The 13,267-nt window shown below is 66.2% G+C and carries 10 protein-coding genes; 8 read left to right on the forward strand and 2 right to left on the reverse strand.

The window, feature by feature from the left end; genetic code table 11:
* Positions 1–8: 8 nt before the first annotated feature.
* The 4 genes from gpmA to ACG3SL_RS16305 all read left to right on the forward strand — a co-directional run bounded on the left by gpmA (position 9) and on the right by ACG3SL_RS16305 (position 2,610).
* A complete protein-coding gene (gene gpmA / locus ACG3SL_RS16290) occupies positions 9–695 on the forward strand; it encodes a 2,3-diphosphoglycerate-dependent phosphoglycerate mutase (protein ID WP_448662218.1) in 687 nt (228 codons plus the stop codon).
* A gap of 4 nt (positions 696–699) precedes the next feature.
* Complete coding sequence (locus tag ACG3SL_RS16295) at positions 700–966, forward strand: SemiSWEET family transporter (protein ID WP_448662219.1); 267 nt, start codon at positions 700–702, stop codon at positions 964–966.
* Between the two features lie 85 nt (positions 967–1,051).
* The gene (purE, locus tag ACG3SL_RS16300; protein ID WP_448662220.1) at positions 1,052–1,540 is read left to right on the forward strand and encodes a 5-(carboxyamino)imidazole ribonucleotide mutase; all 489 of its coding nucleotides are present in this window, start codon (positions 1,052–1,054) and stop codon (positions 1,538–1,540) included.
* Entirely contained in the window at positions 1,537–2,610 is a 1,074-nt protein-coding gene (locus ACG3SL_RS16305) for a 5-(carboxyamino)imidazole ribonucleotide synthase (RefSeq protein WP_448662221.1), read from the forward strand. Before purE ends, ACG3SL_RS16305 begins: the two co-directional genes overlap by 4 nt.
* Before the next feature lie 419 nt (positions 2,611–3,029).
* Here the strand turns inward: ACG3SL_RS16305 and ACG3SL_RS16310 are convergent, their stop codons facing one another.
* Complete coding sequence (locus tag ACG3SL_RS16310) at positions 3,030–3,329, reverse strand: hypothetical protein (RefSeq protein ID WP_448662222.1); 300 nt, start codon at positions 3,327–3,329, stop codon at positions 3,030–3,032.
* 14 nt (positions 3,330–3,343) lie between these two features.
* The gene (locus ACG3SL_RS16315) at positions 3,344–6,202 is read right to left on the reverse strand and encodes a M16 family metallopeptidase (protein ID WP_448662223.1); all 2,859 of its coding nucleotides are present in this window, start codon (positions 6,200–6,202) and stop codon (positions 3,344–3,346) included.
* A gap of 142 nt (positions 6,203–6,344) precedes the next feature.
* Here ACG3SL_RS16315 and ACG3SL_RS16320 point away from each other — a divergent pair, with 142 nt between their 5' ends.
* From ACG3SL_RS16320 to clpB, 4 genes are all read left to right on the forward strand, one after another.
* A complete protein-coding gene (locus ACG3SL_RS16320) occupies positions 6,345–7,427 on the forward strand; it encodes a M28 family metallopeptidase (RefSeq protein WP_448662224.1) in 1,083 nt (360 codons plus the stop codon).
* A gap of 81 nt (positions 7,428–7,508) precedes the next feature.
* Complete coding sequence (locus ACG3SL_RS16325) at positions 7,509–8,555, forward strand: hypothetical protein (protein ID WP_448662225.1); 1,047 nt, start codon at positions 7,509–7,511, stop codon at positions 8,553–8,555.
* Between the two features lie 45 nt (positions 8,556–8,600).
* Complete coding sequence (locus ACG3SL_RS16330; protein ID WP_448662226.1) at positions 8,601–10,403, forward strand: CFI-box-CTERM domain-containing protein; 1,803 nt, start codon at positions 8,601–8,603, stop codon at positions 10,401–10,403.
* A 219-nt stretch (positions 10,404–10,622) separates the two neighbouring features.
* Positions 10,623–13,202: an ATP-dependent chaperone ClpB gene (gene clpB, locus ACG3SL_RS16335; RefSeq protein WP_448662227.1), complete on the forward strand. Its 2,580-nt coding sequence runs from the start codon at positions 10,623–10,625 to the stop codon at positions 13,200–13,202.
* The last annotated feature ends 65 nt before the right edge of the window (positions 13,203–13,267 follow it).

Consider the following 13,267-nt stretch of genomic DNA (forward strand, 5'->3'; position numbering starts at 1 on the left):
GCCCCGCGATGCCAAAGCTCGTCCTCATCCGCCACGGCCAGTCGGCCTGGAACCTCGAAAACCGCTTCACCGGATGGTGGGACGTCGATCTGACCGAACTCGGCGTCAAGGAAGCCTGGGCCGCCGGCGAGCTGATGCGCGACAAGGGCCTCGATTTCGACATGACCTTCACCAGCTTCCAGAGCCGCGCGATCAAGACGCTCAACATCGCGCTCGAGGCGATGGGCCGCCTCTGGCTGCCGACCGAGAAGGACTGGCGGCTGAACGAGCGCCATTATGGCGGGCTGACCGGGCTCAACAAGGCGGAGACCGCCGCGCTGCACGGCGACGACCAGGTCAAGATCTGGCGCCGCAGCTTCGACGTGCCGCCGCCACTGCCGGAAGAGGGCTCGCCCTGGGATCTGGCCAAGGACGCGCGCTACAAGGGCATCCCCATCCCGCAGACCGAAAGCCTGAAGGACACGATCGCCCGCGTCCTCCCCTATTGGGAAGCGCGGATCGTGCCCGAGATCAAGGCGGGGAAGCGCGTGCTGATCTCCGCGCACGGCAATTCGCTGCGTGCGCTGGTGAAGCACCTGTCGAACATCCCCGACGACGAAATCACAGAGCTGGAAATCCCGACCGGCCAGCCGATCGTGTACGAACTGGACGACGCGCTGGTCGCGACCGACCGCTATTATCTGAACGAACGGTAAGGCGATGGCGCTGCCCAGCCCAGAGGCGCTGATCCGGCTGGGCTGGGCGGCCACGGCGGGGTCGGTGGTGATGTACTTCGCCTATGTCGACCAGATCCTGCGCAACCTGCACGGCGAAAAGGGATCGCTGATCCAGCCGGCGGCGGCCACGGCGTGCTGCACGTTGTGGCTGCTGTACGGCGCACTGCGCGAGAAGCGCGACTGGCCGATCATCATGGCCAATATCCCCGGCATCGTGCTGGGCGCGGCGACGGTGCTGACGGCATTGTGACGGCGGGGTGCGCGGGCGGGCAGGAACGGGTTGCCCTGCCCCGCCGCCGCCACTAACAAGCGCGCTTCCTGAACGCGGGGCAGGCATGGCGGACGCAGCACCTTTAGTCGGTATCATCATGGGCAGCACTTCCGATTGGGAGACGATGCACCATGCCGCGCGCATCCTGGACGAACTGGGCGTGCCGCACGAGACGCGCGTCGTATCGGCGCATCGCACGCCGCAGCGGTTGTATGACTATGCGACGGCGGCGGCGGATCGCGGGCTGAAGGTGGTGATCGCGGGCGCGGGCGGCGCGGCGCATTTGCCCGGCATGGCGGCGGCGATGACGCATCTGCCGGTGCTGGGCGTGCCGGTGGAATCCAAGGCGCTGAAGGGCATGGACAGCCTGCTCTCGATCGCCCAGATGCCCGGCGGCATCCCGGTGGGGACGCTGGCGATCGGCAAGGCCGGGGCGATCAACGCCGGGTTGCTCGCCGCCGCGATCCTCGCCACGTCCGACGCCGCGCTGTCGCAGCGGCTCCAGGCATGGCGCGCGGCCCAGACCGAGAGCGTCGCGGACTCCCCCGAATGAGCGCGCTTCCCCCCGGATCGACCATCGGCATCCTGGGCGGCGGCCAGCTGGGCCGGATGCTCGCAGTGGCGGCGGCGCAGCTCGGCTATCGCACCCACATCCTGGCCCCCGACGAAGAGAGCGTCGCGGCGCAGACCGCGTCGAGCTATACCCGCGCCGATTATCACAGCCGCATCGTGCTGGACGAGCTGGCCGCGCAGTGCGACGTCGTCACCTATGAGTTCGAGAATATCGCGATCGGCCCCGTCGAGCATCTGGCGGGCAAGGTGCCGGTGCGCCCCGGCGCACAGAGCCTGTCGATCGCGCAGGACCGGGCGCGCGAAAAGGCATTCGTAGCCGCGCTGGGCGGGCGCACCGCGCCGTGGGCGCCGGTGTCCACCGCCGAAGAGATGCAGGCCGCGATCGACACGATCGGCGCGCCGGCGATCCTCAAGACGCTGCGGCTCGGCTATGACGGCAAGGGGCAGGTGCGCATCCGCGACGCCGCCGACGCCGCCGCCGCCTGGGCCGAGATCGGCGAGCGCCCCGCGATCCTGGAGGGGTTCGTGGAGTTCACCCACGAATTCTCGATCATCACCGTCCGGGGACTGGACGGCACGCTGACCAGCTATCCGCCGCCCTGGAACGAGCACAAGGACGGCATCCTCGATCGCTCCACCCTGCCCGCCCCCGCCGAGATCGCGCGGCATTGGGCGGAGGCGGCGACGCTGGCGGGCCGTGTGGCCGAGGCGCTGGACCATGTCGGCGTGCTGACGCTGGAATTCTTCGCGACGCCGGACGGCCCCGTGTTCAACGAAATGGCGCCGCGCGTGCACAATTCGGGGCATTGGAGCATCGAAGGCGCCGAATGCTCGCAGTTCGAGAACCATATCCGCGCGATCTGCGGCCTGCCGCTGGGATCGACCGCGCTGACCGGCGTGCAGGTGGAGATGGAAAACCTGATCGGCGACGACGCCGATCGCTGGGCGGACTATCTCGCCGAGCCGGGCGCGCATCTGCACCTGTACGGCAAGGGCGCTGCGCGCCCCGGGCGCAAGATGGGGCATGTCACGCGGGTGAAGCGAGGCTGAGGGGCGCGCGAGCGCGCGGATGCAGAGCCGCGCGCGTATCGCCTGTGATCCTGGGCTCCTGCTTTCGCAGGAGTACGGTCTGCGCTTGTTGCTGGGAAGCGGGAACCACGCTGGACCGGCGCGCTCGGTTGTGGCGCCTTGCCGTCGACAATACCCAGTTCCCCCGCGAACGCGGGGGTCCAGAATCCCGAGCGCTCCGCACGTAACTCTGGGCCCCTGCTTTCGCAGGAGAACAGTGGGAGCTTCCGGCGCGCTCGATTGTGGCGTCTTGCCATCGACAATACCCAGTTCCCCCGCGAACGCGGGGGTCCAGGACCCCAAGCGCTCCGCCTGCTTTCGCAGGATAACGGCACCGGACAGAAAAAAGGGCCCGCCTCCTTCCGGAAGCGAGCCCCTTTATCGTTCGGCCTGTCCGGCGATCAGGCGCGCGTGCCGCTCATCGGGAAGCTGCCAAAGGCGCCTGCGGTCACGGTGCCGTTGATCGTGTCGCCGTCCACCGTGGCTTCGCCGGTCAGCGTCATCGGCATCGGCACGGTGATGTCGAGCGACCAGGTGAGCGTGTCGCCGTTGATCTTGCCGTCCTTGATCTCGGTCGTGCCCATCGCGCCCGAATAGGTGCCGGTGAAGGTGTCGCCCGCGCTGGCGATCGTCAGCGTCGCCTGCTGGTCGCCCATCGGCGACTTGGTCACGGTGTTCCAGTTGCCATCCACGTTCGCCATGTTCTTCTCTCCTGCTATTTCGTCGGCGCGGGGCGCGCCAGCGCCGCTGCCGGCACCACCTCGACAGGCAGGCCGATGCTGTCAAGCTGCGGCCGGACCTTCGCGGCGTCGCCCACCACAACCCATATGAAGCGGTTCGGGTCCAAAGCCCCGCGTGCCGCAGCGTCAAGTTCGGCCACGGTCATGCTGCGATATTTTTGCGCGATCGTGTCGTAATAATCGTCCGGACGCTTGCGCAGGTCGTTCTGCTGCATCGCGCTGAGCACCGCGCCCGACGTCTCGAACCGCCCCGCCATGCCGCGCACCGCGCCGTTGACGGTGCGGACCAGTTCGTCCTGGGTCACGCCTTCGGTCGTCAGGAACGCAGTCACGTCGCTGCGCAGCGCCTGGATCGACTCGCCGGTCTTGTCGGCCTGTACCGGCGCGCTGATGACATAGGGCACGGCATATTCGAGCCAGTTGAACCCGCCGCGCACGCCGTACGACCAGTGCTTCTTCTCGCGCAGGTCCATGTTGATCCGCGACAGGAAATCGCCGCCGAGCACGTCGTTGGCGGTGAGCGCGGGGAGCAGCTCCGCCTTGGGATCCAGCGGCGTCATCTGCCCCGCCAGGATCACCGATTGCGGCGAATTGGGGCGATCGACCAGCAGGATGCGCGGCGATGCCTGGACCGGCGCGGCGCCGAACGCCTTGACGCCCGCCGGACCTTCACCACGCCAGCCGCCGAAGCGCGCCTCCAGCGCCGCGCGCACTTCGGCGAGCGGGCGATCGCTGACGATGAAGATCTTCGCCTTGTCCGGGCGGAACCAGGCGCGGTGGAACGCGACCAGATCGTCGCGGGTCAGCGCCTTCACCACCTCCGGGTCGCCGCCGCCCGCCGCCAGCTTGCCATAGGGACTGGCCGCGCCATACAGCAGCGGCGGCAGCGCGCGCGAACCCAGACCCTCAGCGCTGGTCAGTTCGGACGCAATGCCGGTCAACAGGCTGGCGCGCAGCCGTTCGACCTCTGCCGGGGCGAAGGCCGGGTGCAAGACGATATCGGCGAACAGATCGAGCGCGCCCGCCAGATTGGGGCTGGGCACGCCCAGCGTCAGATAGCTGCGATCGGTGGCGCTGCCCCCGCCGATATTGGCGCCCAGCCGCTCGCGGGTCTCCGCGATGGCGTTGGAATCGCGCGTCGTCGTGCCCTCGTCGATCAGCGACATCATCAGATTCTGCGTGCCAAGCTTGCCGTCCGGGTCCGCCGCGACGCCCGCGTCGAAGCTGATGACCACGCGCGTCGCCGGCACTGCGGTCTGGCGCGCATAGATCAGCTCGATGCCGTTCGACAGCTTCGCCCGTTCGACCGGCGGGAATTTGATATCCTTGATCGGGGCGACATCGGGCATGTCGCCGCGCGTGCCCTTCACTGCCGCCGGCGCCGGCGCCGCTGCCTTGGGCGCGGCGGCGGGAACGGCCTTTGCCTCCTGATACGCCTCGCGCTCGCCGGGCTCGACGATCACGGTCAGCGCCGGACGCCGGAGCCATTTGTTGGCCGCCGCCGTCACCTGCGCCGGGGTGACGCGCGCCTGGCGCTCCAGCTCCTTCTTGTAAAAGGCCGGATCGCCCGAATAGAGTTCGCCCGAGGCCAGCGCGACTGCCTTGCCCCCAAAGCCGCCCACCGATTCGAGGCCCGCGATCCGTTCGGACACGCTGGTCGTCGCCACGCGCAGGACTTCATCGGCCGTCGGGCCCTTGGCGAGCAGTTCGGCCATGACTTCGTCCAGCCGCTTGCCGACCAGCGCCGGATCGACGCCCGGCTTCACGGTGGCGCGAATGCTGAACATGCCGAGCTGCGCCATCGAATCGAGCCCCGCCGACACGCTGACGGCGATCTTTTCCTTGCGGACCAGCGCATTGTCGAGCCGCGAGCTGGCGAGCCCGCCCAGCACGCTGCCGAACACGTCGAGCGGCACGGCATCGGGATCGTTCATGCCCGGCACCGCCCAGGTGCGCGTGATGAGCGTCGCGGCGACGCGATCCTTCATCACCACGGTCTTCGCCTCGGGCAGCGTCGGCACAGTCACTGCCGGCAGCACGCTTTTCGGCCCGGCGGGAATCGCGCCGAAATATTTCTCGACCAGCGGACGCGCCGTTTTGGCATCGATGTCCCCCGCCAGCACCAGCACCGCATTGTTCGGGCCATAATGACTGCGGAACCAGTTCTTCACATCGTCGAGGCTGGCGGCGTCGAGATCCTCCATCGAGCCGATGACGTTGTGGCCATAGGGCGTCCCCGCCAGCAGCCCCTCGATAATCTTGTAATAGAGCAGGCCATAGGGGCGGTTGTCACCCTGGCGCTTTTCGTTCTGGACGACACCGCGCTGCTCGTCGAGCGTGTCCTGCCCGATCGCGCCGAGCAGCCAGCCCATCCGGTCGCTTTCCAGGAACAGCGCCCGGTCGAGCGCCGGGCGCGGCACGGTTTCGAAATAATTGGTGCGGTCGAAGCTGGTGGTGCCGTTGAAATCGGTGGCGCCGACCTGCTTGAGCGGCTCGAAGAAATCGCCGGGGGCGTTTTCCGATCCGTTGAACATCAGATGCTCGAACAGGTGCGCGAAGCCGGTCTTGCCCTTGGGCTCATGCTTCGACCCGACATCGTACCAGGTGGAGACCGCGACGATCGGCGCCTTGCGGTCGGTATGGACGATGACGCGCAGGCCGTTGGCGAGCGTGAACTGTTCGTACGGAATATCGACGCGCTTCACCAGTTCGGCGACGGGCACGGGCTTGGCGGTGGCCGCGGCGGCGGGAGCCTGTTGCGCAGCGGCGGGAAGCATCGTGACAGGTGCGAGCGCGCAGGTGGCGGCGCTGCACAGCAGGAAAAGGGACTTCATCGGATTCCGGGACCCCGCAAATGGTTACGCGCGATACCATAGCGCCGGCCCTGCCCCCCGCAAGCGCCAACCGGTCCGCTTGCGAAGCGGCCGATTTCGGTTAGCCTGCGCGGCTCCTTCCCGTCGATTTTGCCGAGGTTCGATGCGCCTGCCCACCCTGTTCCGCGCCGCCATGTTGTATGTGTCGATACTCGCCCCGCTGCCCGCGCTGGCGCAGGCGGCGGACCCGGCCCCGGCCCCGGCGAGCGCGGAACGCATCCGGGCCGATGTCACCTATCTGGCCGACGACGCACTCGAAGGACGGTTCAGCGGGACCAAGGGGTATCTGACGGCCGCCGCCTATGTCGCGGAGCGGTTCGTCGCGCTGGGGCTCAAGCCGGGCGGGACCGACTATCCGTGGTTCCAGCTCGTGCCGATGCAGGTCCAGGTCGGCAGGGTCGCGCGCCATTTCAAGGCGCCCAATGTGCTGGGCATTCTGCCCGGGTCAGACCCGGTGCTGCGCAACGAATATGTCGTTCTGAGCGCGCATCTCGACCATATCGGCACCGACGCGCGACCGGGCCGTGACAAGGTGTTCAACGGCGCGATGGACAATGCCGCCGGGGTCGCGACCATGCTGGAGGCCGCGCGCATATTGGCGACCGCGCCGGTGGCGCCCAAGCGATCGATCCTGTTCGTCGCGCTGGCCGGCGAGGAACTGGGGCTGGTCGGCTCCTCCTATCTGGCGCGCAATCCAGTGGTGGGCACGGGCAAGGTGGTGGCCGACGTCAACCTCGACATGCCGATCCTGCTCTATGATTTCCAGGACGTCGTCGCATTCGGCGCCGAGCATTCGACGCTGGGCCCGATCGTCGCGCACGCCGCCGGCCAGATGGGCGTGACGCTGTCGCCCGATCCGATGCCCGAGGAGCAGCTGTTCGTCCGATCCGACCATTACAGCTTCGTCAAGGCGGGGGTACCGTCGGTCTTCCTCGTCACGGGATTCAAGAATGGCGGGGAAAAGGCATTCCGCGGCTTCCTGCGCACGCATTACCACCAGGTCAGCGACCAGATCGACTTGCCCTTCGACTGGAAGGCGGGGGCCAAATTCGCCGAGCTGAACGCCCGCATCGCCCGCGAAATCGCCGACGGCGAACAGCCGCCGCGCTGGTACGAGGGCAACCAATATGGCGACCGCTATGCGAAGGGGGCACCCAGGGCGCCGAGGCCGGCGGCGGGAAGCTGAACCGGATCGGAGCCGATTGGCCTGCGCGCGCGCAAGCGAAACGGGCATAAGGCGGCGCTACACCGTACAGGACCCCCGCCCATGGCCGAGCATGCCGACGTGCAGCGCAAAACCCTGCCTCGACAAGCGGCCCAGCGGCATGCGCGCGCGCCCTTATCCGCGCTGCCCGCCACCCCCGCGCTCCAGCGCGCGGCACGGCAACTTTCCGGCGGGAAGGGCGTCGCGCAGCGCAGCGTGCTCCATAAATATGATTACGACGGCAACATCGTTTTTTATTCCGATCTGGAGAAGGGGAAGCGCAACTATGCGACCCGCGAGGAAGCGGCGACGAAAGACGCAGCGCTGGCTGCAGACCCCAAGAATATCCGTCATGCGCTATACCGGAGCAATGGCGACCTCCGCCGCGCGAACACCCCCTATTCCTATGCCGATTCCGTATCGGTGACGGCGGCGCCCGACACAACCCGGCAAGGGCCGCACAGCCTGAGCTTTTCCTCCACCGAATACCGGCTCCAGAACCGCCTGGCGAAAGGCCAGCACGACGAAGTGGCGGCGCAGATTCTTGCCCCGGACGCGTTCGAGACCCTGCTCGCTGAAATGGGCCCGTCGATCCACATCACGGGAAAGGCCGCAGATCGGATGAAGCTCGATTATCGCAGTCTGCACGGAGAATTTTCGGACATGATGGCGGACGACGCAGCACCGAAAACGGCCAATAGCGCGTTTCATCTGGTCGCGCGCAAGCTGATGCAGATGCACCCCGCCACCACCTATGGGATCAACGTGAAATCCAAGGGCAATGCCGAGCGGCGCAAATCGCGCTTTGGACTGAAGGCGATGGACAAGGGTGCGCTGGACCATACCGACCGTAACCAGCTCGAGACCTTCTACAACCTGCGCCAAAACCTTTTCCACAGTAGCGACGACGAGACCGACGGCGAGGATTTCGCCCCGTTCGAGTATACCGCGATCACCCCGGCGAAGAACGTCCTGGGGGGTATCGTCCACCCCAAGCCCTCTCATGACGACGAGAAGGACGCGGAAGCGATCGTCAAGAAAATCAAGGTCGAGAGCGTCGCCGACGATGGCGGTGGTACCTATGATGGCGATGACAAGGAGAAAGCGTGATGCCGCTGCCCTGCGACGCGGACGTCCGACGCCGGGCGGATCGCCATGGGTGAGCAATGCTTCGCCACCGCGCGCTCCAGCGCGCAGAGGATGCCGGCGCAGCGCTGCCCCGCCGGGACGCTCCCGCCCAGCCCCGCGCTGCGTACAACGGCCGAGCTTCTGGGCGCGATGCCGCCCGCGCAGCGCGCGGCAGCCCCCAACCGCACCGGCCTTCCCGATCAACTGAAAGCCGGGATCGAGGGCCTCTCCGGCATGGCGATGGACGATGTCCGCGTGCATCGCAACTCCAGCCGCCCGGCCCAGCTCAACGCCCATGCCTATGCCCAGGGCACCGACATCCACCTCGCCCCGGGGCAGGACCATCATCTGCCGCACGAGGCATGGCATGTCGTCCAGCAGAAACAGGGCCGCGTACAGGCGACGATGCAGCTGGCGGCGGGGACGCCGGTGAACGACGATGTGGGGTTGGAACACGAGGCGGATGTGATGGGGGCGCGGGCTATCGCGGCAGGCAACTTTGCCCCGGATCCGCCTACTGGGCGCGCGGCGGATCTGTCAGGCGCGCTTGCGGTTGCCCAACGCGCCATCGTGCCGGACTGGACTAGCATCAAATCGGTGACGGCAAGCAAGGCAACGCAAGTCGGGGTTTTTTTCGTGACCGGTGCCGATGGGAGGGAATTGGTCGTCAAGTTCGAGAACGCAGCCGCCAATGAAGCCTTCGCCTCGGAGTTCATCCGCCGGATGAGTGGCGGCGTGCTGGCCCCAGAGGCGACGATCGTCGATACGGGTGGCAAAGAGGCCGAAGCGCTGCGCACCAGCCTTGCTGGCGCCGAACCTGGAACCGACGGATACAAGTTGCTCCAGAAGCTGGAAGCTTTCACCGGGCCGCATTTCATCGTGATGGAAAAGTCGCAGGGATCTTCGCTGCATGATAGCGACAACCCCGACCCCGCGGCGTTCCAAGACCCCCGTCTTATCCGATCGATCGGGGAACTCGCGGCCTATGACCTCGCGCTGGCCAATTATGACCGAACGCTAATTGGGCTCAACCTTGGCAACCTTCTCCACCAACCCGCCAGCGGGGCCCAGGGTCCAAGGATTACAGGCATCGATCAAATCGCCCGTGAACACGAAAGTATGCCTGGAGAGCTGTTTCTCAAAGAGGCAATCAATGCCGTTCTGTGGGATGGAGCCGCTACCAAATGGGCACGCGAGAAAGCGAAATTGATAGAGGACCTGTATGGGGTTCAGATTAACGAGAATGATTTAGACACCGGGTTCATGGCGGGTATGCTGGCTATTGGCGAACGCATGCACGAACTCCTCCCCCTAATGGATACGCAGATTGCAGTCACCGCAGGAGCGAGTGCTCAGCAGACTGTCCAGCGCCTCGACGTCTATCAAAAATTAATAAAGATTGCGCAAGCGGAGTTGGCCACTAACGTCGCTTCACGCAATAAAGAAATCGAAGGCCGCATCCCCGGCGTAAAAACGAAAGGGGTCACGGAGGGCGACAAAAAATGCTTTCTGACTACCGCCTGCGTTACAGCTCGCAGCCTGGGTGACGACTGCGAAGAATTACAGACCCTTCGATCCTTTCGGGACGGGTTTATGCGAAACACACCGGACGGACCCGCCCAGATCGAAGAATATTATCGCATTGCGCCCCATATTGTCGAGGCAATCGACGCCGATCCGCAACGCGCCGCGATTTACGATGATCTGTACGAGCGCCTAGTGCGGGCATCCATTGCACTGATCAACGGCGGGCAGCATGCTGACGCGCTGGCGCATTATCGCGACGTCGTACTTTCTTTGAAGCAGCGCTTCGTTCCATCGTTGGCCTGAGCATCGCCAACAGGCCTACACGCCTTATACCTCCGCCCCGTCCTCGGCACTCGTTTCCTCACCGCCACCGCAAGAAGCGCCGCTTCGCAGCGCCCACCGTTATGCCAGCGCGGTTTGCGTAAAATCCGCACGGTCATAAGACAAACGATGTGCGAGACTCACCCTTGTGTTGCCCATTTGCAACACTACATTCGCCCCTGATACATCCAAGGGGCCACCATGAACCTCGAAAAATTCACTGACCGCGCCAAGGGCTTCCTGCAATCGGCGCAGACCGTCGCGATCCGCATGAGCCATCAGCGGATCGGGCCCGAGCATCTGCTCAAGGCGCTGCTCGAGGATGAGCAGGGCATGGCCTCTGGCCTGATCGCCGCCGCCGGGGGCGATGCGAAGCGCGCGCTGGGCGAGACCGATGCGGCGCTGGCAAAGGTGCCGGCGGTGTCGGGCAGCGGTGCGCAGCAGACGCCGGGGATCGACAATGATCTGGTCCGCGTGCTCGACCAGGCCGAACAGGTCGCGCAAAAGGCCGGGGACAGTTTCGTCACGGTCGAGCGGATGCTGCTGGCGCTCACCCTTGCCTCGACGACGACTGCCGGCAAGGCGCTGGCGGCGGCGGGGCTGACCGCACCCGCGCTCAACGCCGCGATCGACAAGCTGCGCGGCGGGCGCACGGCCGACACGGCGGGTGCCGAGGATCGCTATGACGCGCTCAAGAAATTCGCCCGCGACCTCACGCAGGCGGCGCGCGACGGCAAGCTCGATCCCGTGATCGGCCGCGACGAGGAAATCCGCCGCACGATCCAGATCCTGGCGCGCCGGACCAAGAACAATCCCGTGCTGATCGGCGAGCCCGGCGTCGGCAAGACCGCGATCGCCGAAGGCCTCGCGCTGCGCATCGTCAATGGCGACGTGCCCGACGGGATCAAGGACCGCACGCTGATGGCGCTCGACATGGGCAGCCTGATCGCGGGCGCGAAATATCGCGGCGAATTCGAAGAGCGGCTGAAGGGCGTGCTCGACGAGGTCAAGGCCGGCGAAGGCCAGATCATCCTGTTCATCGACGAGATGCACCAGCTGATCGGCGCGGGCAAAGGCGAAGGCGCGATGGACGCCGGCAATCTGCTCAAGCCGGCGCTGGCACGCGGCGAGCTGCACTGCATCGGCGCGACCACGCTCGACGAATATCGCAAGTATGTCGAGAAGGACGCGGCGCTCCAGCGGCGGTTCCAGCCGGTGTTCGTCGGCGAGCCCACGGTCGAGGATACGATTTCGATCCTGCGCGGGCTCAAGGAGAAGTACGAGCTGCACCACGGCGTGCGGATCACCGACGCGGCGCTGGTCAGCGCGGCGACGCTGTCCAATCGCTACATCACCGATCGCTTCCTGCCCGACAAGGCGATCGACCTGATGGACGAGGCCGCAAGCCGCATCCGCATGGAAGTGGAGAGCAAGCCCGAGGAAATCGAGAATCTCGACCGGCGCATCATCCAGCTCAAGATCGAGCGCGAGGCGCTGCGCAAGGAAACCGATGCCGCGTCGAAGGACCGGCTGGCGACGCTGGAAGGTGACCTCGCCAATCTGGAGCAGCAATCGGCCGAGCTGACCACGCGCTGGCAGGCGGAGAAGGACAAGATCGCCTCCGAAGCGGTGCTCAAGTCGAAGCTGGAGGCCGCGCGCACCGAGCTGGAACAGGCGCAGCGCGCCGGCGACCTGGCGAAGATGAGCGAGCTTTCCTACGGCACCATCCCCGCGCTGACCAAGCAACTGGCCGAGGCCGAGGGCGCGACCAAGGGCGCGATGCTGCGCGAAGAAGTGACGGCGGACGACATCGCCGCAGTGGTCGCGCGGTGGACCGGCATCCCGATGGAGCGGATGCTGGAGGGCGAGCGCGAGAAGCTGCTCCATATGGAGGAACAGCTCGCCAAGCGCGTGATCGGACAGGCGGATGCGGTCAAGGCCGTGTCGACCGCGGTGCGGCGCTCACGTGCCGGATTGCAGGACCCGAACCGGCCGCTGGGCAGCTTCCTGTTCCTCGGGCCGACGGGCGTGGGCAAGACCGAGCTGACCAAGGCGCTGGCCGAGTTCCTGTTCGACGATCCCAATGCGATGGTGCGCATCGACATGAGCGAATTCATGGAGAAGCACTCGGTCGCGCGGCTGATCGGCGCGCCTCCGGGTTATGTGGGTTATGAGGAGGGCGGCGTTCTAACCGAATCGGTTCGCCGGCGGCCCTATCAGGTGGTGCTCTTCGACGAAGTCGAGAAGGCGCATGGCGATGTGTTCAACATCCTGCTCCAGGTGCTGGACGACGGGCGTCTGACCGATGGACAGGGGCGCACGGTCGATTTTTCGAACACGATCATCATCCTGACCTCCAACCTGGGCAGCCAGTATCTCACCAACCTGGCCGATGGGCAGAAAGTGGAGGATGTCGAGCCGCAGGTGATGGAAATCGTCCGCGCGCATTTCCGCCCGGAGTTCCTGAATCGGCTGGACGAGATCATCCTGTTCCACCGGCTGGCGGCGGACCATATGGCGCCGATCGTCGACATCCAGGTTGGGCGCGTGGGCAAGCTGCTCAAGGACCGCAAGATCCGCATCGAGCTGAGCGATGCGGCACGGGCCTGGCTGGGTCGGGTGGGCTATGATCCGGTGTACGGCGCCCGGCCGCTGAAACGCGCGGTCCAGCGCTATCTGCAGGACCCGCTGGCCGACCTGATCCTGCGCGGCGACGTGAAGGACGGTTCGGTGGTGAAGGTGGACGAAGGCGACGGGGCGCTGGTGCTTAGCGTGGCGTAGCCGACGCGTTCAGTAGGTGAAAAGGGGCGGCCGCCGGGCATCCGGCGCGCCGCCTTTTTCTGTGC

This window comes from Sphingomonas degradans (assembly GCF_053502645.1).

Bases quoted from the DNA above. Each gene is read 5' to 3' on its own strand.
- gpmA (WP_448662218.1), top strand. From the start codon at position 9: ATGCCAAAGCTCGTCCTCATCCGCCACGGCCAGTCGGCCTGGAACCTC.
- ACG3SL_RS16295 (WP_448662219.1), top strand. From the start codon at position 700: ATGGCGCTGCCCAGCCCAGAGGCGCTGATCCGGCTGGGCTGGGCGGCC.
- purE (WP_448662220.1), top strand. From the start codon at position 1,052: ATGGCGGACGCAGCACCTTTAGTCGGTATCATCATGGGCAGCACTTCC.
- ACG3SL_RS16305 (WP_448662221.1), top strand. From the start codon at position 1,537: ATGAGCGCGCTTCCCCCCGGATCGACCATCGGCATCCTGGGCGGCGGC.
- ACG3SL_RS16310 (WP_448662222.1), bottom strand. From the start codon at position 3,329: ATGGCGAACGTGGATGGCAACTGGAACACCGTGACCAAGTCGCCGATG.
- ACG3SL_RS16315 (WP_448662223.1), bottom strand. From the start codon at position 6,202: ATGAAGTCCCTTTTCCTGCTGTGCAGCGCCGCCACCTGCGCGCTCGCA.
- ACG3SL_RS16320 (WP_448662224.1), top strand. From the start codon at position 6,345: ATGCGCCTGCCCACCCTGTTCCGCGCCGCCATGTTGTATGTGTCGATA.
- ACG3SL_RS16325 (WP_448662225.1), top strand. From the start codon at position 7,509: ATGGCCGAGCATGCCGACGTGCAGCGCAAAACCCTGCCTCGACAAGCG.
- ACG3SL_RS16330 (WP_448662226.1), top strand. From the start codon at position 8,601: ATGGGTGAGCAATGCTTCGCCACCGCGCGCTCCAGCGCGCAGAGGATG.
- clpB (WP_448662227.1), top strand. From the start codon at position 10,623: ATGAACCTCGAAAAATTCACTGACCGCGCCAAGGGCTTCCTGCAATCG.